This window comes from Neptunomonas sp. CHC150 (assembly GCF_030397555.1).
Taxonomy (GTDB): Bacteria; Pseudomonadota; Gammaproteobacteria; order Pseudomonadales; family Balneatricaceae; genus Neptunomonas; species Neptunomonas phycophila.
In genome coordinates this window covers 490521-512511 of sequence record NZ_JAPNXU010000006.1, presented here as the reverse complement: position 1 = coordinate 512511, position 21991 = coordinate 490521, and the positions used below count along the sequence as shown (strand labels likewise).

23 protein-coding genes are annotated in these 21991 nt (G+C 44.8%); 12 read left to right on the top strand and 11 right to left on the bottom strand.

What is annotated here, in order from left to right; all coding sequences use genetic code 11:
* Positions 1-55: 55 nt before the first annotated feature.
* The 6 genes from OW491_RS08440 to OW491_RS08415 are packed head-to-tail and all read left to right on the top strand — an operon-like array spanning position 56 to position 3310.
* Positions 56-499 carry a hypothetical protein gene (locus OW491_RS08440; protein ID WP_215151750.1) on the top strand — a complete coding sequence of 148 codons (444 nt, stop codon included), beginning with the start codon at positions 56-58 and terminating at the stop codon, positions 497-499.
* Positions 480-1859: a class II fumarate hydratase gene (locus OW491_RS08435; protein WP_290035548.1), complete on the top strand. Its 1380-nt coding sequence runs from the start codon at positions 480-482 to the stop codon at positions 1857-1859. Before OW491_RS08440 ends, OW491_RS08435 begins: the two co-directional genes overlap by 20 nt.
* A gap of 15 nt (positions 1860-1874) precedes the next feature.
* The gene (locus tag OW491_RS08430) at positions 1875-2303 is read left to right on the top strand and encodes a hypothetical protein (RefSeq protein WP_215151752.1); all 429 of its coding nucleotides are present in this window, start codon (positions 1875-1877) and stop codon (positions 2301-2303) included.
* Between the two features lie 14 nt (positions 2304-2317).
* Positions 2318-2524, top strand: a complete 207-nt coding sequence (locus OW491_RS08425) for a hypothetical protein (protein ID WP_075178900.1) — start codon at positions 2318-2320, stop codon at positions 2522-2524.
* A 2-nt stretch (positions 2525-2526) separates the two neighbouring features.
* Positions 2527-3033: a superoxide dismutase, Ni gene (gene sodN / locus OW491_RS08420; protein WP_290035547.1), complete on the top strand. Its 507-nt coding sequence runs from the start codon at positions 2527-2529 to the stop codon at positions 3031-3033.
* A complete protein-coding gene (locus OW491_RS08415) occupies positions 3026-3310 on the top strand; it encodes a S24 family peptidase (protein WP_290035546.1) in 285 nt (94 codons plus the stop codon). The genes sodN and OW491_RS08415 overlap by 8 nt, the downstream gene beginning before the upstream one ends.
* A 33-nt stretch (positions 3311-3343) precedes the next feature.
* On the opposite strand, the gene OW491_RS08410 is transcribed toward OW491_RS08415, so the two are convergent.
* Positions 3344-5044 (bottom strand): glutamine--tRNA ligase/YqeY domain fusion protein, encoded by a 1701-nt coding sequence (locus OW491_RS08410; RefSeq protein WP_215151755.1) that lies wholly within the window; start codon positions 5042-5044, stop codon positions 3344-3346.
* A gap of 175 nt (positions 5045-5219) precedes the next feature.
* Between OW491_RS08410 and OW491_RS08405 the strand changes: the two genes are divergently transcribed.
* Entirely contained in the window at positions 5220-5711 is a 492-nt protein-coding gene (locus OW491_RS08405; RefSeq protein ID WP_075172215.1) for a peptidylprolyl isomerase, read from the top strand.
* A gap of 20 nt (positions 5712-5731) precedes the next feature.
* The gene (locus OW491_RS08400) at positions 5732-6481 is read left to right on the top strand and encodes a UDP-2,3-diacylglucosamine diphosphatase (RefSeq protein ID WP_290035545.1); all 750 of its coding nucleotides are present in this window, start codon (positions 5732-5734) and stop codon (positions 6479-6481) included.
* Here the strand turns inward: OW491_RS08400 and miaE are convergent.
* The 5 genes from miaE to OW491_RS08375 form a co-directional block, all read right to left on the bottom strand.
* Entirely contained in the window at positions 6478-7098 is a 621-nt protein-coding gene (gene miaE, locus OW491_RS08395; RefSeq protein ID WP_075172217.1) for a tRNA isopentenyl-2-thiomethyl-A-37 hydroxylase MiaE, read from the bottom strand. The genes OW491_RS08400 and miaE overlap by 4 nt on opposite strands.
* A gap of 185 nt (positions 7099-7283) precedes the next feature.
* Positions 7284-7646, bottom strand: a complete 363-nt coding sequence (locus OW491_RS08390) for a roadblock/LC7 domain-containing protein (RefSeq protein WP_075172218.1) — start codon at positions 7644-7646, stop codon at positions 7284-7286.
* Between the two features lie 39 nt (positions 7647-7685).
* On the bottom strand, positions 7686-8318 hold the full coding sequence (locus OW491_RS08385; protein ID WP_075172219.1) for a hypothetical protein: 633 nt from the start codon (positions 8316-8318) through the stop codon (positions 7686-7688).
* Between the two features lie 23 nt (positions 8319-8341).
* Positions 8342-10183 (bottom strand): hypothetical protein, encoded by a 1842-nt coding sequence (locus tag OW491_RS08380; RefSeq protein WP_290035542.1) that lies wholly within the window; start codon positions 10181-10183, stop codon positions 8342-8344.
* Positions 10183-10695 (bottom strand): hypothetical protein, encoded by a 513-nt coding sequence (locus OW491_RS08375; protein ID WP_075172221.1) that lies wholly within the window; start codon positions 10693-10695, stop codon positions 10183-10185. Before OW491_RS08375 ends, OW491_RS08380 begins: the two co-directional genes overlap by 1 nt.
* A gap of 331 nt (positions 10696-11026) precedes the next feature.
* Here OW491_RS08375 and acnB point away from each other — a divergent pair, with 331 nt between their 5' ends.
* From acnB to OW491_RS08355, 4 genes are all read left to right on the top strand, one after another.
* Positions 11027-13624: a bifunctional aconitate hydratase 2/2-methylisocitrate dehydratase gene (gene acnB / locus OW491_RS08370; RefSeq protein ID WP_075172222.1), complete on the top strand. Its 2598-nt coding sequence runs from the start codon at positions 11027-11029 to the stop codon at positions 13622-13624.
* Between the two features lie 117 nt (positions 13625-13741).
* The gene (locus OW491_RS08365; protein ID WP_290035540.1) at positions 13742-14164 is read left to right on the top strand and encodes a DUF2185 domain-containing protein; all 423 of its coding nucleotides are present in this window, start codon (positions 13742-13744) and stop codon (positions 14162-14164) included.
* Positions 14165-14305: 141 nt separating this feature from the next.
* Positions 14306-14725 (top strand): Hsp20 family protein, encoded by a 420-nt coding sequence (locus OW491_RS08360; protein WP_075172224.1) that lies wholly within the window; start codon positions 14306-14308, stop codon positions 14723-14725.
* Between the two features lie 154 nt (positions 14726-14879).
* Positions 14880-17561, top strand: coding sequence for a glycosyltransferase (locus tag OW491_RS08355; RefSeq protein ID WP_290035538.1), 2682 nt, complete (start codon positions 14880-14882; stop codon positions 17559-17561).
* Here OW491_RS08355 and cobS read toward each other — a convergent pair.
* The 5 genes from cobS to OW491_RS08330 are packed head-to-tail and all read right to left on the bottom strand — an operon-like array spanning position 17529 to position 21980.
* Complete coding sequence (gene cobS, locus OW491_RS08350; protein WP_290035537.1) at positions 17529-18305, bottom strand: adenosylcobinamide-GDP ribazoletransferase; 777 nt, start codon at positions 18303-18305, stop codon at positions 17529-17531. The two genes, OW491_RS08355 and cobS, sit on opposite strands and share 33 nt — an antisense overlap.
* A 28-nt stretch (positions 18306-18333) precedes the next feature.
* Positions 18334-18888 carry a histidine phosphatase family protein gene (locus OW491_RS08345; RefSeq protein ID WP_170870332.1) on the bottom strand — a complete coding sequence of 185 codons (555 nt, stop codon included), beginning with the start codon at positions 18886-18888 and terminating at the stop codon, positions 18334-18336.
* Positions 18878-19942 carry a nicotinate-nucleotide--dimethylbenzimidazole phosphoribosyltransferase gene (gene cobT, locus OW491_RS08340; RefSeq protein WP_290035533.1) on the bottom strand — a complete coding sequence of 355 codons (1065 nt, stop codon included), beginning with the start codon at positions 19940-19942 and terminating at the stop codon, positions 18878-18880. Before cobT ends, OW491_RS08345 begins: the two co-directional genes overlap by 11 nt.
* 26 nt (positions 19943-19968) lie before the next feature.
* Positions 19969-20475 carry a bifunctional adenosylcobinamide kinase/adenosylcobinamide-phosphate guanylyltransferase gene (cobU, locus tag OW491_RS08335; RefSeq protein WP_178968758.1) on the bottom strand — a complete coding sequence of 169 codons (507 nt, stop codon included), beginning with the start codon at positions 20473-20475 and terminating at the stop codon, positions 19969-19971.
* The gene (locus tag OW491_RS08330) at positions 20472-21980 is read right to left on the bottom strand and encodes a cobyric acid synthase (protein ID WP_290035531.1); all 1509 of its coding nucleotides are present in this window, start codon (positions 21978-21980) and stop codon (positions 20472-20474) included. The genes cobU and OW491_RS08330 overlap by 4 nt, the downstream gene beginning before the upstream one ends.
* Positions 21981-21991 lie beyond the last annotated feature (11 nt).

Sequence of the window (21991 nt, the reverse complement as noted above, 5' to 3'; positions counted from 1 at the left end):
AACGTGATAATTTAGCTATCTTGGTTTTAAGAATCATTATCATTAGCATTTATTTATGGCGCAGAACAGATTTACCAATACTTACTCACAGATGTGGTTACGGAATCATCAAAGAAAGTTGAGACAAGCAATCAGAAACGCTTCGCAACCTGATACCCCTAACCTCATTAACGAATGGCTTCAGCTTGAACAAGAGCTGCTCTGCCTATCTGGTTCGTATTTTACGGTTTATGCAAACCAATGCCGGTTGTTATTAGAAACTGTTTGCGACGAGTTCTTACCTAGCCATTGGCGTTGTTGCTGTTTAGATGCCTTGAATAAGCCACTACTCAACATGAAAGCTTATGCTCGTACCGCTAATGAAGTTCAACATTACAACGCACTAGCTAATGAGATACGCACCATGACTCATTATTTAAGTGCCGGACTATCACATCAAGCCTCAACATTAAATGGCCAATCTACAGGAGCAAGACCGCATGACAACGACACGTATTGAGCACGACAGCATGGGAGAGTTAGCGGTACCTGCCGATGCGCTTTACACAGCTCAGACACAGCGTGCTATTAACAACTTCCCGGTCAGCGGAACGCCTATGCCCGTTGCGTTTATCAGTGCACTAATTTTGGCGAAGGCTGCAGCTGCAACCGCCAACACACAACTAGGCTTGATCGACAAAACAATGGGAGATGCCATTGTCAATGCAGCGGATAGCTTACTGGAAGACCCAAACTTTATACGCCACTTCCCCGTTGATGTGTACCAAACAGGCTCTGGTACTAGCTCTAATATGAACGCCAATGAGGTACTTTCGACACTAGCTTCCAAAGCATCTGGCTTGACCATAAACCCAAACGACCATATAAATTATGGGCAAAGCAGTAACGATATTATTCCGTCGACCATTCATATCAGTGCGGCGATAGAGATGCATTTCTCTTTACTCCCAGCCCTGCACTATTTATCAACGGCGATTCGTAATAAAGCCGCTAGTGTCGATAACTGCATTAAAACAGGTCGCACACATTTAATGGATGCTATGCCTGTCCGCTTAAGCCAATCGTTGGGAGCTTGGGCCACGCAAATTGAAGAGAATATACGTCATCTTGAAGCCTTACTTCCCAGCTTGCTTCAGCTAGCCCAAGGGGGAACAGCCGTTGGTACAGGTATTAATGCTCATCCAGATTTTTCACATGAGTTCTGTGCGGCGCTAAGTAAGCAAACCGGGCTAGCATTTACCCCATCTGAAGACTTTTTTGCCAGAATCGCGTCACAAGATACGGCCGTCGCTGTATCAGGGCAACTTAAGACCACAGCCGTCAGCATAATGAAAATCGCAAATGATTTGCGCTGGATGAACTCAGGGCCTCTGGCGGGTTTAGGCGAAATAGAATTGGAAGCCCTGCAACCAGGATCATCTATTATGCCGGGCAAAGTTAACCCTGTAATACCTGAGTCTGCAGCTATGGTTGCCGCACAGGTTATCGGGAACGACACAGCCATTACCATTGCCGGCCAGTCTGGTAATTTTGAACTTAACGTTATGCTGCCCTTAGTGGCCAATAATTTGCTCTCTAGTATTAACTTGCTCACTAATACAGCTCGCTTACTCGCTGATAAAGCCATCTCAAGCTTTGTAGTGAATGAAGATAAATTAAACGAAACGTTAGCACGCAACCCTATTTTGGTGACTGCTCTCAACCCAATTATTGGATACGCAAACGCGGCCAATATAGCAAAACAAGCTTACAAAGAACGTCGCCCCGTTATTGATGTCGCTGTTGAACATACTGATTTATCACGAGAGGCGTTAGAGGAGCTGCTAGATCCAGCAAAACTGACATACGGCGGCTTATAGGACAAGGATACCACTATGAAAAACTGGGAACTGCTAATTAATCAAGGCCGTGATGCCTACAGTGAAGAGCGCTTCAACCAAGCATTGTCAATTAATCAAAATGCGATCGAAATAGCATTAAATTTATTTGATAACGTTTTCGAGCTAGAGCCCGAACGTGCTGTGGCGGCTGTCGTTATTAGCTACTTCAACATCGCGGACACTTATATTGCACTCAACTCATGGAGCTCTGCTCAACAAGCACTTGAACAAGCGAGTTTATTTTTGCAAAAGCAGTTCTCATGCCTTTTCTTATCGGAGCCTCAACAAGTTGCCCTGTTACATGCGGCGTCCCACTTGCGCATTGAGTGGGCCAGTCTCATTCAAAAATCGAGCGCTGCAACACATCAGTCGCCCCCTGTAATGATCAAAGAACAACTGGTCATTCAAAAATACAACCAATAACAAGGAGATCTATTTTGCGCTATTTACTGCTCACCATTGCCGCTTTATTAGCCCCTTTTGCTAATGCACACCCAGGACACGACCATGGTCATTGGCTAAGCGAGCCTATTCACTTGCTCACCTTAGCAGCTATTGCTGCCGTTTTAGTAGCCACAGGCTGGGCTATTCGCCAAGGCGCTCGAAAAATACGCGCGCGTAGTACTATCAAACAGGAGAAATAGAGATGCTGCACGCTTTACTGAACCACATAGATCAAGCAAAACCGTTTGAAACAGCATCCGCGCACTGTGATATTCCGTGTAAGATATACGATCCGATTAGCGCACAAATTGCGGCTTTAACCGTTATTCGGATGTGCGATCTCATTGCGGAGCTAGAAGATAAAACACCGTTATCCATTGCCGACCAAGCACAACTGGCTCGGTTAGTGAATGAAAAAGAATCCCACGCGGGTAATGTAAAACATGAAATACGAGTAATTTGGGGCGATTATTTTAAACAGACTCAATTTGATCAAGTTGCCGGCATACACGACTTAGTTCACAGCATTATGCTTAAAGCATCGCAATGCAAACAGCACATAGATCGACAGAATGGATTGGAGCTGCTTGCACTGGTCAACCAATTTGCTGAAGCATTTTGGACAACAAAAGGGCTAAAAACTTACACAGCTCAATGCCCATATCCACCCGCTCAAGCTGTGGTCTATCCAGTATTGGATAATGCTTAACATTATCAAAGTAACGGGGCTAAGTATGAGCCCCGTACTGTCCTGCGGAGATTTTGTTATTGTCCGCCGCACTACTCGCCCAAAACTGGGCAGCATTGTTGTGGCTATTCACCCTAAATATGGGCAAATTATTAAACGCGTTGTTACATTGAACGACAAAGAAGAGTTTCAGTTAAGCGGGACAAACACAAACAGCATATCCACCCAAGAAATGGGCTGGTTTCCGCGCCAGGCCTGTATTGGCAAGGTGGTTCTTACTATAAAAAAGAGCACCTAAGTGCTCTTTTTTCTCATCAAACATTAAGGGTTGTTAGGCAGTCTTTCCTTTCGTCCAAGAATCTCGAAGCCCAACAGTTCGGTTAATTACTAGCTTTTCATCCGTGGAAGATTTATCGATACTGAAGTAACCATTACGTTCAAACTGGAAGCTGCTTTCCGGTTTAGCACCTTTCAAACTAATCTCAGCGCGCGCATCGGGTAGGCTAACTAAAGAATCAGGGTTAACGAAGTCAAGGAAATTACGATCCTTGTCACCATCAGGGTTTGCTTCGGTAAATAAACGATCATACAAACGGACATCACACGGCACGGATAACTCAGCAGATACCCAATGAATGACACCATTAGGTTTGTACCCTTCTGGGTTTACACCTTTTGTTGCAGGATCATAAGTACATAGCAGCTCAACAATTTCACCAGCTTCGTCTTTGATCACTTCTTGGCACGTAATAACGTAAGCACCGCGTAAACGGACAGCATCACCCTTAGCTAATCGCTTCCATTTATCATGCTTGTTTTTAGCCACTGGCTTAACTTCAATAAAGTCATCTTTTTCAATCAACAAGTTGCGCGTAAAGCCTACACGGCGAGAGCCCATGCTCTCATCTTTCGGGTGGTTAGGAAGCTCAAACCACTCTTCCACGCCTTCTTCCATATTAGTCAGAGTAACTTTCAATGGCTGTGTAACACACATAGCTCGCGGTGCGTTGGCATCTAGGTCATCCCGAATCGCCGACTCTAACATGCCCATGTCTACAACACCGTTCGAGCGGGTTACACCGATCATTTCGCAGAATTGACGGACAGCTGCAGGGGTATATCCACGACGTCGCAGACCTGAGATCGTCGGCATACGAGGATCATCCCAGCCGTCGACAACGTTTTCATCAACCAGCTGCTTGAGTTTGCGCTTACTTGTAATGGTGTAATTAAGCTCTAAGCGAGAAAACTCGTACTGTTTTGGCGTAGCCGGAACAGGAAGGTTTTCAATAAACCAGTCGTACAAAGGACGATGATCTTCAAATTCTAAAGTACACAGTGAGTGCGTAATCCCTTCTATTGCATCAGATTGGCCATGTGCGAAATCATAAATAGGGTAAATACACCATTTATCACCCGTTTGGTGATGCCCTGAATGAATGATGCGATAAATCATTGGGTCACGTAAATTCATATTGGGCGCGGCCATATCAATTTTTGCACGCAGAGCACATTCACCTTCTTTAAACTCACCGGCACGCATTTTCTCAAATAATGCTAGGTTTTCTTCTACAGAACGATCACGGTAAGGCGAGTTCTTACCCGGCTCATTAAAGTTACCGCGATAGGCTTTAGTCTGTTCTGGAGAAAGGTCACAAACGTACGCTTTACCTTGCTCAATGAGATACACAGCCCATTGATATAACTGATCAAAGTAATGGGATGTATAACGGATTTCACCTGCCCATTGATAACCGAGCCACTCAACATCACTGATAATAGAATCGATATATTCTTGGCTTTCTTTTCCAGGGTTAGTGTCGTCAAAACGTAAATGGCACTCGCCTTGATATTTCTCGGCAGTACCAAAATTTAAGCAGATGGATTTAGCGTGACCGATATGCAAATAGCCATTAGGTTCAGGCGGGAAACGCGTTACGACTTTTCCAGCATGTGTGTTGTTTTTTAAATCATCTTCAATGATTTGATGAATAAAGTTGGTCGGTTTTAACTGCGGGTCATTTTTTGACATGGTATACGGTCTATCCAAATCGGTTTTGGCAACTGAAAACGCATTATAAACACATCGATATGCCCTGCACACAGGGATTCATGCTAAATATCTCGGTAAAGGTTGCTTAGTCAGTGCATCATAGTAAGACTTGAGTATAATACGGCAGTGACAGAGTTCAGAAGGAATTATAAGAATGATCATTCTTCATACCAATCATGGTGATATCAGCGTTGAGCTGAATCATGAAAAAGCACCCAAAACGGCAGCTAATTTTGAGAAGTACGTAAAAGAAGGTTTTTATGATGGTGTGATTTTTCACCGAGTCATTGATGGTTTCATGATACAAGGCGGCGGCTTTGAGCCAGGCATGCAGCCCAAGGAAACAGGCGCTACAATCGAAAACGAAGCAGATAATGGTCTACCAAACGTTGCAGGCAGCTTAGCTATGGCACGCACAATGGACCCTCATTCAGCCTCAGCGCAGTTCTTTATCAACGTATCAGACAACAGCTTTTTAGATCACACGTCTAAAACCACCGAAGGCTGGGGCTACGCTGTATTCGGCAAAGTGGTAGATGGATTAGATGTAGTTGAGAAAATAAAAGGTGTGAGCACAACAATGCGTGCGGGCCACCAAGACGTTCCTAAAGAGGACGTTATTATCGAGAAGGCTGAGATTGTCTAAGTAAAGGCAAGCACTACGAAATGAAGCGTTATTTCATCGCAGATCTTCATCTCACGCCAGAGCGCCCGGATATCACCCGGGCGTTTCTCCACTTTATCAAAAATACAGCTAATGATGCAGATGAGCTCTATCTGTTAGGTGATATTTTCGAAGCTTGGATTGGGGATGACGGCGGCATACCTGCTTACCAGTCAGTCATCGATGCCCTTCAATCAGCCTCTCTTACCACGGCTCTTTATTTTCAGCATGGCAATCGCGATTTTCTGGTTGGTGATGCATTTTCAACCGCTACCAACTGCACACTGTTAGCGCCTAAGCACATTGTTAACCTGCCAACTGGTGACGCATTATTGATGCACGGAGATCAACTCTGCACCGACGATGTAGAATACCAAGCGTTTCGCTCAATGGTGAGAAACCCCGAATGGCAAACCGATTTTTTAAATAAGCCCATCAATGAACGATTGCACATTGCACGGCAAATGCGTGAAGCTAGCAAAAAGAAAGGCGCTGAAAAATCAAACGATATCATGGATGTTAATCCTAATAGCGTTCGCCAAGCATTAGTTGATGCCCAAGTTGAGCTTGTGATTCATGGACATACACATCGGCCTGCAGTACACCATAATCAGATCAAAGCAGATGTCGGCACTAGAATTGTCCTAGGCGATTGGGATAAAAAGCTATGGTATCTGGTGAGCGATCATCAAGCCCTAACCTTGATAGACGAGCCGATTCATCCAACCGACCCGACTACACCAGGCACTTAATTCACCGATTCGACTGGTGCGGGTGGACCGCTGTGAAATCTAAACTCAGTATCGGGTTTTTCTACTAGTTCTTTTTCAACTTTCCTAAAAAAGGCAACTCGCCTATCAATTGGCTCACCTGCGTAACTTTCAGCTAAACCTAGATAATCTTGGTAGTGACGCGCTTCGGACTTCAACAAAGAACGATAAAACTTAGACAGCGTATCATCTAAATAGGGTGCAATTTTAGCAAAGCGCTCACAAGAGCGAGCCTCAATAAAAGCCCCTATTATCATCGTGTCAATTAACCGACCTGGCTCCGATGTCCGCACATGTTTACGCATTTCACCGGCATACCGGGCTTGCGAAAGGTGACAGTACTCGATACCACGTTGCTCCATAATTTCGAGGACTTGCTCAAAGTGAATCAGCTCTTCACGTGCTAAGCGGGACATTTTATTCAGTAGATCGGAGCGATCCACATAACGAAACATCAGTGTCATCGCCGTAGAAGCAGCCTTCTTTTCGCAATGAGCATGATCGACTAGAAGTAACTCTTGCTGTTTAATAGCTTCATCTATCCACGCTTGCGGTGTTTCACAAGCAAGAAATTGGTTTATCTCTGTTAACGCGTCCATAGCCCTGCCTTTAAATAATGCGCGCGTATTATAACCATTTATACCGCAGGCCTAAATGTTATAAGTAATAAGATTGCAATAAGGGAAGTGGTTTTACTGGCGGGAATGTTAGAAGTAGATATGAGCCTATAGGATGCAATCAAAAACTCTGTTACACCTATAGGCTCTCTGGCAACGACTGCAAACTAGAGCAACTTACCAATAGCCTCAGCAGCACGTTTTACATCAAGAAAGATTAAACCTAAACGCGCATTGGGTTTAGCAACAACAGTTAAGACAGAGTCCTTGTTGGCGTGTGTCATCAAAATATACCCATTGATTCCTTTTACCAACACTTGCTCTAACTCTCCCCGCGCCAATTCTTGGGCAGTACGCTCACCTAAAGAGAGCATAGCTGCGCTCATTGCGCCTACTCGATCCTCATCCATGTCAGCAGGCAGCAGCGCTTCAATCATCAAACCATCTGTTGAGATGACGGCTGATGCTTCAATTTCTGCCGATGTGCCATTCAGGTCAGAAAGAATAGAACCCATCATTTCCGAACGCATAAAAACTATACTCCATTCCAGTATTCAGCCTGTACCGGCTTAATTATCTAAATAACGACTTGCAAGCGCGGACAGCAATTCTACAAATTGGTGCTGATTTAAAAGCGGTTGCTCCTGAATTACAAGTACAAATACTTGTGATCCTATGTGTATTATCCAATTTCCCAGTTGGCTATTACCAACCGGGTCTAACATGCCCCACGATTGCCCCATCAACTCTAAATCATCATTTAGAATGTGTTGGTGCCTCTGATGAAGCGAAATCAAATCTGCGGACAACGCAGCTAATGATTCAGCGTGATTTGCATCAAATCCTGATGAAGCAAGACAAAAGCCTTGATCATCACCTAGTATAACTTTTCCGCTGGAGGATAATGCCGGCAGTATACTAGCTAAAACTGTCTCAAGACTATCACGTTTTTGTTCAATTGGTGTACCCGTAAGCACCAAAAAGCGCCTAGCTAACAATCGGTTGAACAAAGTTTTTGCATGATTAAGTTCGAGATCCGCTATTTCGGCAAAAATGTCATAAGAAAACTCAATCGGCTCGTTACTACTTAACAGCTGCAATAAAATAGCACGTGCTTCATCAGGATGAGAATTTACTGTAGCGTAAAATGCCCCACTCGGGGTGACTTGCAAATAACGCGTCTGACTACCTTGATCACTCACTATTACTACTCACAAAATGACACTTAATATTTGAACAAACCTGCTGAGGTACACGCCGCCATTACACCGAACACATATCGCTGCGGCATATCTAGCGCTTCTATTACCTGAAATGCCGACATTGGTCGCGACTGCCAAATTTTAAGGATGGCATGCAGCTCAGGAATCTGTAACTCTCGAGCACACTCAGGCGAATATGATAATTTACGAGTTCTTGTTGGATCATCGTTGGGTAACACTCTACCGTGTGAAGTCCATAAGCCAGCCAGCCACAACAAATCTTCAGATGATACGGTTCTATATTCTGTACCAAGACCATCAAAAAGCTCTGCTTCCGTGGTTGTTCCCTCTTCTATACCTAACTCCCCTACACTGAATCGGCTAGACATCATTGCATTCAACAAATCATCATCACCGTCACAAATAAAGCAGTCAGTCCATGGCAAATACTCTAGATGCACATGAATTCCAGATATCTTACATGCACTTTGCTTAGCCTTACCTTGCTCAACTGCTTTTGATAGCCAAGGTAGCAACATGCCATCTAAATGCAGGCTCATACGGCGCTTATCAGAAACATTGGTCCAGTCTAAATTAGGTAAGTGACCAAACAATGTCTGTGTGTTCAATGCCCTGCTATTAGCGTCTTCTGTAGGCTTCTTAACAGCAGTTTTAGCTAAAGGTTTCTCTTCTTTTAAGTAAGGCTCAACCGAAAGGTTAGCAGACTTTTTACTAATTGAAGGCGTTTGATGCGTATCCACAGCACGACTGTTGATCTCTGCTTGCATCTTGGCGCGTTGTATCTTTTTTTGAATCTGTGCTTTTTTGACACGTAATTTAGCTTTTTCTTCCGCCGTGAGCGCTGGCTTTACTACTGTGTCTTTTTTATCAGTCGATGCCTTTATCGCTTCATCGGGCACGCCGTTCGCCGTCTCGTTTTGTAAAGGCGTAATGTCAGTTTCGACAGACACCTCTTCAACGCTGTCTGGAACATTCGCCAAAAGCGCTTCAGCTGGGGCCTCTACATTACTCTGAGGACTGGATAAGCGTGCAACAACCTGCGCTCTAACACTCCCCACACGCGGATCAGGTAACATGGAAGAACGCGGCAAAGAACTAGCCTCTGTGGCCATACCAGATGGGTTGGGTAAAGGGTCTTTAGGTGCATTGCTATCCGTTGATTGCTGGGCATTTTGTTCTTTAGCTTCAGCAGCTAAACGCGCTTTGCGCTTCTGAGCGGCTAAAATTAAAGAAGCAACCTTACTGCTCTTTTCGGCATTTTCATCGGCGACAGCCACGTTTACTGAAGCATTGTCTTCTGCAATCACGTTTGGGGCAGCATTAGCCGACAACTCCGCCTCAGTTGACGCACTTGGTTGTGTAGGAGTATTGATTGCGTTGCTTATTTTATCGTCAGCTGCATCACTGCCCTCAGAAAGGCTTAGGTCTTGCGTCTTTTCTTCTGTGTCACTTATTACTTTACTTGTTTCTACTTCAGCCGAAGGTTCTTCTGTCGCCGTCTTTTGAGCATCGGCAACCAGCAACTCGACTTCAGTGATTGACGACTCTAACGTTTGCGACGTAAAAGGTTTCAACAAAGTGGTTGTGTTTTCCCACATCAACGGCTTAATCGAAATAACAATAGATGGCTTGTTAATTTTTCGAACGAACAGCTTGTGGAGCACTTCCTTAGTCTGCGGTTGGTCAGCATTGAAAATACACCAATCAGCATAATGTACATCATTGACCAGCTTGTATTTACCCGACTTTTTTTCATTAAAGAAATACTCGAGAGTATACAGACTTGCTCCTGAAAACCCGTACAACATCACCTGTACAGGGCGTTTAGCTGTTCTTTTTTTCATCAGGAAACTTCCTTCCTCTTAAAAGTAGCGGGTAAGCTATTCCCATTGACTAGCACCGAAAAACTCACATCCATGTTTAGAACTGCATTCACTGTTTTGTCATTGACAATGGAGGTAAAAACCTCGACTTTTTCCTGACCGAGCAGCGGGAGTGACTCTCTAATCAAACGCTCGGAAAGCGATTTACCGTGAAATCGTAGAATTATGATGATATCTACCAATGCCCCTTCTACCTGCGCAATTGAACGCGTCTGCATAGCCAAATAAAAACGTTTAATATGGCTTGGCAGATCATCAGGCTTGCGCGCTATATGGCGACACATCTGTTTAAGACCTAGTTCGGGATGTTTTCCCTTGTAGATCAACGCTTTCTGATCCAATGAATCAAATGTAGATTGAATGCTGTCAGCTAGACTGCTTTCTAACTCTTCATTTAAATCCCAATCAGAAATAGCACGCCAAATGTGAGACTCTGTGGCACTCTTGTTATCAATAGAGGGTTTATCATTCATGGTAACGACTATTCTTCCACCTAATACATCGACTGTTAATGCATCTCGCAATTAAAGAACAGAGGTATCAAACTATCCGGTTAGTAACATCATATACTGCTTACCTAACCCCGAAAACCTCATTTTCTATATAATTCAAAATAATAGACCTTATTTCACAGAAGTGTTAGGCATAAAGTCTAAGCGTTTAGATTGTCGACAATACTTAACTTTAGAGGGGTTCTGATATAAAATCCACGCCGCCATATCGACATAATGAGATACAATCTCTGCAAGCCGCCGGCAGGGTGTTGAGCAAAGACCGGCGGGAATAACTGATGAGGGCTATATCGTGCTTGAAGCTTATCGTAAACATGTAGAAGAACGCGCCGCTGAAGGCGTGCCACCAAAGCCACTTGATGCTGATCAAACTGCATCACTAGTTGAGCTTCTAAAAAACCCACCTGCTGGCGAAGAAGAGTTCCTCGTTGACTTGCTGAGCAATCGTGTTCCAGCCGGTGTTGACCAAGCTGCTTATGTTAAAGCAGGCTTCTTAGCGGCGATCGCTAAGGGTGAAGCAACCTCCCCTCTGATCAGTAAAGTAAAAGCTGTTGAATTGTTGGGTACTATGTTGGGTGGTTATAACATCCAGCCGTTGATTGCTGCACTAGATGATAATGAACTAGCAGAAACAGCTGTTCATGCTTTATCTCACACTCTGCTTATGTTTGATGCGTTTTATGACGTTAAAGAAAAAGCAGATGCAGGCAATGAACACGCTAAAAAAATTATGCAATCTTGGGCTGATGCTGAATGGTTTACCTCCAAGCCAGCAGTACCTGAAAAAATCACTGTAACGGTATTTAAAGTACCGGGTGAAACCAATACGGATGATTTATCACCCGCACCTGACGCATTTACTCGCCCAGACATTCCATTGCACGCCAATGCAATGCTTAAAATGTCTCGTGAAGGCATTGAGCCTGAAGTCGATGGCGTTAAAGGCCCTATCGCGCAAATCGAAGCCGTTAAAGCTAAAGGCTTCCCTGTTGCTTACGTAGGTGACGTTGTTGGTACGGGCTCTTCTCGTAAGTCTGCAACCAACTCTGTGTTGTGGTTCTTTGGGGATGATATCCCACACGTACCTAACAAGCGTGCGGGCGGTTTCTGTTTCGGTAGTAAAATTGCTCCTATCTTCTATAACACAATGGAAGATGCAGGCGCATTGCCAATCGAAATGGACGTAGACAAAATGAAAATGGGCGACGTTATCGACGTTTACCCATATGAAGGCAAAGCCGTTAATCACGAAACGGGTGAAGAGCTTTGTACTTTCAGCCTTAAGACTCAAGTCTTGCTAGACGAAGTTCGTGCTGGCGGCCGTATTCCATTGATCATCGGCCGTGGTTTGACTACGCGTGCTCGTGAAGCACTAGGCTTACCTGTTTCTGACCTTTTCCGTACTCCGGATCAGCCAGCAGACACAGGTAAAGGTTATACCTTAGCTCAAAAAATGGTGGGTAAAGCCTGCGGTATCGAGGGTGTTCGCCCAGGTACGTACTGCGAACCAAAAATGACGACTGTCGGCTCTCAGGATACAACGGGACCAATGACGCGTGATGAGCTAAAAGACCTAGCTTGCCTTGGCTTCTCTGCAGATTTAACCATGCAGTCTTTCTGCCACACCTCGGCTTATCCTAAGCCTGTTGACGTACAAACTCACCACACTCTTCCTGATTTCATCATGAACCGTGGCGGTGTATCTTTGCGTCCAGGAGACGGTGTCATCCACTCGTGGCTAAACCGTATGCTACTTCCAGATACAGTAGGTACAGGCGGTGACTCTCATACGCGTTTCCCTATCGGTATCTCTTTCCCAGCGGGTTCAGGCCTTGTTGCCTTTGCTGCTGCGACAGGCGTTATGCCATTGGATATGCCTGAATCAGTATTGGTTCGTTTTAAAGGCAAACGCAACCCAGGTATCACGCTACGTGACCTTGTACACGCTATTCCATACTACGCTATCCAAGAAGGTCTCTTAACTGTTGAAAAAGCAGGTAAGAAAAACATCTTCTCTGGTCGCGTTCTTGAGATCGAAGGCCTTGACGACCTAACCGTTGAGCAAGCGTTTGAGTTATCTGATGCTTCTGCTGAGCGTTCTGCTGCAGGCTGTACCATCACGTTAGGTGAAGACTCAGTTGCTGAATACTTACGTTCTAACATTGTAATGCTGAAGTGGATGATCGCTGAAGGTTACGGTGATGTTCGTACTATTGAACGTCGTATTGAAGGAATGGAAGAATGGCTAGCTAACCCTAGCTTGATGCGTGCTGATGCAGACGCAGAATACGAAGCCGTTATCGAGATCGACCTTGCTGATATCAAAGAGCCTATTCTGTGTGCGCCTAACGACCCAGATGACGCCCGTTTGCTATCAACTGTCCAAGGCGAAAAGATCGATGAAGTGTTCGTTGGTTCTTGTATGACTAACATCGGTCACTTCCGTGCCGCTGGTAAGTTGTTGGATGCTGCAGGTACCTCTATCCCGACTCGTATGTGGATTGCTCCACCAACGAAGATGGATGCAGCTCAGCTTTCTGATGAAGGCTACTACAACATCTTTGGCAAAGCCGGTGCGCGCATTGAAACACCAGGGTGTTCATTGTGCATGGGTAACCAAGCGCGTGTAGCTGACAAATCGACTGTAGTTTCTACATCGACTCGTAACTTCCCTAACCGTCTAGGTAACGGCGCGAATGTATACCTAGCTTCAGCTGAGCTTGCTTCTGTTGCAGCCGTAACAGGTAAGCTACCGACCGTTGCTGAATACATGGAATACGCTAACCGCATCGATAGCATGGCTGGTGATATCTATCGCTACCTAAACTTCGATAAGATGGATGCGTACACGTCAAAAGCTTCTACTGTCATCAAAACAGTTGAGGCCTAAGCACAACTACCGAATGCTTTAAGCATTCTCATAAAGCCCGTCATTAGACGGGCTTTTTTGTTTTAGAACAAATTTTATTACAATAGTGTTTTTAGACTACGTACTGGAAAGATAACCATGCAAAAGCCCAATACTGATACCCCAATTACCGCGACTAACGAAACCAATCAGACTAAAAATGGCTTTTTAGCGCTTGTATCGAAAATGGCATTTGATGAGCAATTACCCATCAGGTTCATGTTTAAGACAGTGCCCGAGCACCTAAACGATACCGGATGGCGCATGTATACAGGTTACGAAACACAAGAATACGTCGAGAATGAACTGGCTAACTTAGTTCCCATTCCATTAGACAAAATGACCGCCATGGACAGCTCTTTAAAAGAACTGGTCACTTACAATGCAGGTACGGTATGGGAGCGTGCACCCGATAGTGAAAATGGGTGGGAGCGAGTTTACGATTTTAAGATCCCCTCACCTGCCGTTGATGTTGATATTACCAACGATGTAGATCGCTTTAACCAGCCCGAAGTTCTGTAATTTTTTATTTACTAGCGCTTGAAAGCACAAAATTACGCCTTATATAAAAGTTAACCGGGGCTCATAAGAGGCCGGTTATTTAGCCGGATCGCAAGGTCGGCATTCTTTTAAAACATATTGCTTAAATTTGAGGATATGAAAATGCGTAATTTTGATTTAACACCTTTATACCGTTCTGCTATTGGTTTTGATCGCCTAGCCAACATGATTGATACCGCTAATCGTAACGAGCAACAGCCAGCATTTCCGCCATATAATATTGAGCTATTAGGCGAGAATGAATATCGGATTACGATGGCTATTGCAGGCTTTTCAAAAGAAGAGCTGGACATCCAATCAGAGTCTGGCAGCCTAACTATTAAGGGCGCTAAAGCCGCTGACGAAGCAGAGCGCACTTACCTCTACCAAGGTATTGCGGGTCGAAATTTTGAACGTCGTTTCCAACTAGCTGATCACGTCAAAGTGGTTAAGGCAAGTGTTGAGAACGGCCTGCTGCATGTCGATCTAGTAAGGGAAGTCCCTGAAGCCATGAAAGCTCGCCAAATTCCTATCGAAAGTTAAGATCTGGCACTAGATACCAAACAGCGCACCGCACAATCAAAAAAGGAGATTTTCACATCTCCTTTTTTAGTGTCCGCTATTTCTTACCTGTCACAATTCTTACAAAAACTCTGCGTAAACTGGTTATCATAAAACCACTTTTCGCAGGTATGTAATGACTTCTTTTACGCCCTCAACATTTTATCTTTCCCTTCGATCAGACTTCGAAAATTTTTTATCTCAACAAGCAACAGCATTTCCTGCCGACGAAACGTTAAAAATCGATCTACATTGCCATGATAAAAACAGTGACATACCCGATGAGCTTTGGGGAAGATTACTTAGACTCCCGGAGACTTGGTTAAAGACAAATGATCTGGTGAAATCACTCAACCGGAGTAAAGTTGATGTCATCACCATCACCAATCACAATAACGCCCGTTCCTGCTGGGAACTAGAAGAGCAAGGCATTGATAACCTGACCGGTGCCGAATTTACTTGTCACTTCCCTAATAACGAATTAAGTATTCACGTTCTCACGTATGGGTTCACACGCGAGCAAGAGGCACAACTAAATGAGCTTCGTCATAACATCATTGAATTTGCTCGTTATTGTCATCGCAACGAGTTAGTCACGGTTCTTCCTCACCCACTGTATTTTTACACCCATAAGAATAAACCTGATATTGAGTTGCTGGAGTTATTTGCCGTACTTTTTACACGCTTTGAAGTGCTTAACGGACAACGTGGCTACTGGCAAAACCAGTTAACACGTCAATGGGTACTGAGCTTGGATCAAGATACCGTCGAAGCCTATGCCAAGAAGCACGATTTAAACCCCTTTGATTTCAACGAAGCCCCTTTTCACAAAAGTATGACTGGTGGATCAGACGACCATAATGGTATTTTTGCTGGGCGAACAGGCACCTTGGTTCACATACCTAATCTACAAGAAAAGTTAAAAACACGGTCCAAATCTTCATTAATTTTACAAGGGCTACGTGAAGGGCGCACCACCCCTTATGGCGAAGTCGGGGAAGAAGAGAAGCTAACCGTCACATTCCTAGATTATTTTGCGCAAGTCGCTATTAATATGGAAGATCCTGGACTGATAAGGCTTATGCTTCACAAAGGTGACTTAAAGGATAAGCTTTTATGTCTAGGCATCAGTAATGCCATGCAGGAGCTGAAGCGACACAAATACACACTCACATTCCTTAAAACATTCCATGAAGCATTATCAGGCACTAAACCTGCTCTACTCACCGAACTTGGCGTTAGCAAGCCTTTTAAACCCGTTATCAAATCAGTCAAAAAAATTGCTAAAACCCAGCGCAAAGACCCCGACCAATTTTTAAACGTGATCCGTCAGGCGGTTCCCGAAATTTTCCACACGGTAACCAGCTTGTTCTTTTCTCGACTAAACGAGCACCTACAGTCAGAACTTAATCACCAGCCCATACAAATGAACGATGATTGGGTGAAACGCTTTGAAGTCCCTACACATATCCGTGCTTTAATTAACGGTAGCCGAAACAGCTTAGGAGAAAGGTCTACACCCGATGACATGACATCACTTAATGTTGGCAAGCTCATGGACCAGATCACATTTCCTGCGCTTGCCTGTGGCGTTTTAGTCGGTGCTTCATTCACAGCCAGCCAAGTTATCTATAACAATCGTACCTTTCTTAACGATCTTGCTGATAACTTAGGTACGGCTCAACATCCTGAGCGCGTTCTGTGGTTAACCGACTCATTTTGCGATCGTAACGGTGTCTCATCCGCTCTGCAAACCACATTAAAAGCTATTCAGAAAAACGACTACCCTATTGATATCTTAACGTGCCATCCTGAGCTAGAAAGTGAAGATCACCTCATCGTAATGGAACCTGTAAGCCAATTTAAAATTCGCCGGTTTGATAATCAAGCATTTCATATCCCTGACATTTTGACGTTGCAGCGCATCTTTGAGCAAGGCGGTTACGACAGAATTATCTGCTCGACTGAGTTCTTTATGGGAGCATTTGCGTTATTTTTAAGTAAGGCATTTAGTGTCCCTGCTTACTTTTACATGCACACAGACTGGATGGAATTTATTAATCGAACAACACAATTAAACACTCATGAATCCGATCGTATTAGACGCATGTTAAGGGCTTACTACCAACAGTTTGATGGCATTTTCACACTCAACAACGATCATAGAGATTGGCTCATCAGCCCAGATATGGGACTGGAAGCACACAAAGTATTTTTAACTGCTCACTGGGTGGAACCAACTCACCAACCTGATAAAAAGAAGAAATCGGCTAACAAGCAGCCAACATCCAGCTCTTCTACTTGCCCTATACTCTTGTACGCAGGGCGCATTAGCGAGGAAAAAGGGGTTTTTGATCTTCCAGAAATAATGGAACGAATCACCAAACACATACCCGATGTAAAACTAATTATTGCGGGTACAGGGCCAGCTGAAGAGCAACTCAAGATGCTCCTACCCAATGCATCATTCACGGGTTGGATTGATAAAAAAACACTCTATATGCACTACCAACATGCCGACTTATTACTGCTTCCCTCTCGGTTCGATACCTTTGGCTGTGTTGTTCTAGAAGCCATGAGCAATGGTTTACCAGTCATCGCGTTTGACGAAAAAGGCCCTAAAGAGATCATCCTTGATAATGAAACTGGGTATCTTGTAGATGACCCAGAGCAAATGGCGAATAAGGCCATCAAATACTTGGGTAATCCCAAAAAACAAAATGCTTTTAGAAACAACGCGATTGAACGGGCCAATGAATTTTCGGCAGAACCCATCATTGAGAAATTACTGGGCGATGTAGGTATTCATACCCAGTAAGATAGCTAATTCGATCAGCTCAATGGTGGCACCGGCGGTATCGCCTGTCGTGCCCTGCAATCGGTTTAGCATGACTCGTCGGCACATCCATAACACCGCTGCGCTTATCACTAGCGCGAGCGGAGATAGCCAAAGCGCTCCTATAACCGCACATACCAGAGGCCACAGTATGGTCGACGGCGTTATATGTTCAATCCAAGAGCTGGCTATCCCGCCAGCTCTGACATAAGGCGTCGTCACTAACAAACACATGACAGCGACCCGAGCCAGCAAGGGGGCGACTAAAAGCGCTACACACAAGTGCGAGTATTTACCAGATTCCATTAAATTAGCTAAGGCCGCAAACTTCATCAAGCACACTAAAATCAGAACAACAGCCCCAGTTACGCCAACACAAGGGTCTTTCATGATCCTGAGAGTCTTTTCTCGATCGCCTAGCCCTCCCATCCAGCCATCAGCAGCATCAGCTAAACCATCTAGATGCAGGGCTCCTGTTAGCGCAACCCATACAAAAAAGGTCACGGCTGCCGGCAAAACGACAGAGTGTGCAGCAAAGGCCCAGGTTGATATAGCGTGCGCTAACACCAGCAAACAACCTAGAACTAAGCCAACAGCTGGGTAATACAGTAATGCTCTTCTTTGTAGTTCAAGAGTCCACTCTAACCTCACCGGAACAGGCAGTAATGTTAAAAACTGAGTGGCAGCCAGAAACGCATTAACGTGTGCTAATAAATATGGTTTCATTGTATTTACCCTACGAGATTCTGGGAGCTTACCCAATTAGCCGGTGCAAACTGGCATGCTTAACCTCCACCGCGAACATCTCACTAGCAGGCTTATCGTGGAGTATGCAGTGGATTGCTTTAATGACTCCACCATGCGTAATCAAGAGAACACGGCGGTCAGCTGTTGCTTGCATCGATTGCAACCCTCGACCTACTCGCTTAAAAAAATGACTAAGCGTTTCCCCGTTGGGCGGCGTAAAAACAAGCGGGTTTTGCCAAAACTGTTCTAATTGTCCAGGCCATAATGCCATAATTTTTTTAGCCGTCAGGCCATCCCAGTCCCCAAAATTAAACTCTTGGAAGTTCGGATTTATTGCTACAGGACATGATAAACCAGCCCATTCCTGAGCAAAGTCAGCACAGCGACGCAAAGGCGAAGTGATGACACAGTCATAATCCTTTGCCGAAAGCCCATGCAGAGCTTCTTCCATTTGGGAAACACCAAAGGGTGTCAGCAATGCATCCGTCACGCCTAAATAACAATGACCTGCGGTGGTTTCACCATGGCGCAAAGCCTCTACAACCATTGAATTAATACTCACTTTGCTCTGACACAGCCGCTTCTTCAAATGTTGCCATATCATTGTGCCATGCACAGGCTAACCGAATGAGCGGTATACAAGCAGCCGCACCACTGCCTTCACCTAGCCTCATCCCTAAATCTAGCAAAGGTACTTGGTCGGGAAAGGCCTTAATCAGTAGCTGATAACCAGGCTCTGCCGATTGATGCGAGAAAATAAACCAATCAAGAACGCTAGGATTAATGCGATACGCAACTAAAGCCGCCACTGTACAAATAAAACCATCCACAATAACGGGTATCCCTAGTTGAGCACAGCGTATATAGCCTCCTACCAAAGCTGCTATCTCGAAGCCTCCTAAGGATTTTAGAACCTGCAATGCATCGCTACCCGATAAATTGTGACGCTTAAGCGCTAGGTCGATAACAGATGCTTTATGCTTAACGCCATCTGCATTCAATCCGGTTCCAGGGCCAACTAAATCAGATACGTTGCAGCCAAGTAACACCGCCGCTATTGCTGTTGCCGCGCTCGTGTTTGCTATTCCCATCTCACCACCGATAAAGAGGCCTTCAGGCAAACAAGCACTTTCGGCAGCTTCTACACCGACAAGCATTGCGCTGTTTAGTTGGTCACTACTCATAGCTGGTGACTGCGCAAAATTTGCAGTTTGCGGCGCAATAATGCGGTTTTTTACGACAGCTCCGCAGTCAACAGGTGCAACCGTACCTAGATTCCATACGTGTAAATTAGCTGAATTTTGTGTTGCTGCAACACAAATCGCCGCCCCGCCCCTAGCAAAGTTTTTAATCATTTCGGCAGTAACCGCTTGCGGAAAAGCGGATACACCCTCGGCAGCAATTCCATGGTCAGCAGCAAAAATATTGATAGAGACATTGTCGGCAGAGGGTCGTTGAGTCGCTTGCATCGCTGCTAATCGGATGGCTAATAACTCAAACGCACCCAAGGAACCGGCTGGTTTTGTTAATACTGCTTGTCGCTTTTGGGCAAGCTGAAGATGTTGCTGACTTAACGACTTACTGGCTTGTGTTAGCCAGTTCAATGTAGTGGACACCATATTATCCTAATATATAGTTGATGTTACTGTTTAACGGGCATAGGAATGCCAGCCACCATCAGGGTAACCTTGTCGGCTTTAGCGGCTACCGCCTGATGCAGCCAACCTGATTCATCACAAAACTGACGTGTTAGGCTTCCCATCGGCACAACCCCCATTCCTGTTTCATTAGACACGACAAAAACATCTGTTTGAGTCTCATCTAATGCGGACAATAACCGAGCTTTGTAAGCCGACACATCTCTCTCATCGCATAATAGGTTCGTCACCCACAAGGTCAAACAATCTATTAAAATACAATGATTTGAATAGGACTTATCAGAAATAACCTTATCTATATCAAACGGCTCCTCCCTTGTTGTCCAGTGCTCAGGTCGGGAGCGCTGATGATGTAATATCCGATCCTGCATCTCATTATCATGCGCTTTCGCAGTGGCCAGATAGACAACAGGTTTTTTGCTCTGCTGAGCTAGCATTTCAGCGTAGCTAGTTTTGCCAGATCTAGCGCCGCCCAGAATAAAATGAATCATGCACTGACCTGCTTTGCATGCATAATCGCCATCAAGCTCGGCACGTCTAAATGGGCTTCTAAACTATCAGCCAAACGGTCCAAATCTTGAAATTTACGTGTTTCATAATCAACTGATTGCACGGTTTTCAGCCCCGCCCATTTTAGAAAGTGTGTAACAAACTCAGATGAGTCGAACAAACCGTGTAGGTATGTACCCACAATTTGACCGTCTTCTGAGGTAGCCCCTTCGGGCTGAAAAGAATCGCCCTGAGTCGCTTTTAAAGATAAAAACGGACGCTGCATAGACAAGCCATGAGTCTCTCCACAATGGATTTCGTATCCTGTGATACATACATCATCACTAAATAAACGTCCGGTTCTTTGCGTTAGCTGCTTTTGATCTAATAATTCAGTTTCTACATCCAACAAAGCCAATCCTTGCGAGGTTCCTGACTCACTTTCTATTCCTTTTGGATCATGAATAAACTTACCTAACATTTGATAGCCACCACAAATCCCAACCAATTTACCGCCGTAACGTAGGTGTTTTAATAAATACAGATCCCAGCCCTGATTTTTGAGCCAAGCTAGGTCGCTTCTTACGGACTTTGAACCCGGTAAAATAACTAGGTCAGCTGAAGGTGGTGTTTGATCAGGCGCGACATAAATCAGCTCAACATCGGGATGTAAGCGCAGCGGATCAAAGTCGGTGTGATTACTTATATGTGGTAACACAGGCACTACAATTCGCAGGCTCCCTTTTACATCCTGATCAATAGAAACAGCGTCTTCCGCCTCAAGATGAAAGCCATGCAGATATGGCAGCACACCCAAAACCGGCTTTTGGGTTCTTTTCTCTAACCAATCTAAACCCGGTTGCAGCAACCCTATATCACCGCGAAACCGATTAATAACAAAACCAGCCACGCGCGCCTGCTCTGATTCTGATAAGAGCGCCAATGTCCCAACTAAATGTGCAAACACACCGCCTTTATCAATATCAGCAATTATAATAACGGGGCAGTCTACCGCTTCAGCAAACCCCATATTCGCAATGTCATTGGCTCGCAGATTAATCTCAGCTGGCGAGCCTGCACCTTCAACAATGACATAATCATAGTGCTGCTCTAGGCGCCTATGCGACTCAAGAACAGCAGCCATAGCGACTTGTTTATAGTCATGATACGCAGCGGCTTCCATATTAGTAATCGCTTTTCCGTGGATAATCACCTGAGCCCCGGTATCACTATTAGGCTTGAGTAATACTGGGTTCATATCGGTGTGTGGTGCCAAACCACAAGCTTGAGCCTGTACGGCTTGGGCACGACCTATTTCGCCCCCATCTTCAGTAACCGCACTGTTTAAAGCCATGTTCTGCGGTTTAAATGGCACTACTGATTTATCCATTCGCCACAGTACACGACACAACCCAGCCACCAATGTGCTTTTACCTGCATCCGAGGTTGTACCCTGAACCATAAGCGTTTGGCGCGTTGGCCTTTGGTTTTTAAATAACTGTCTCATGATTGTACTAT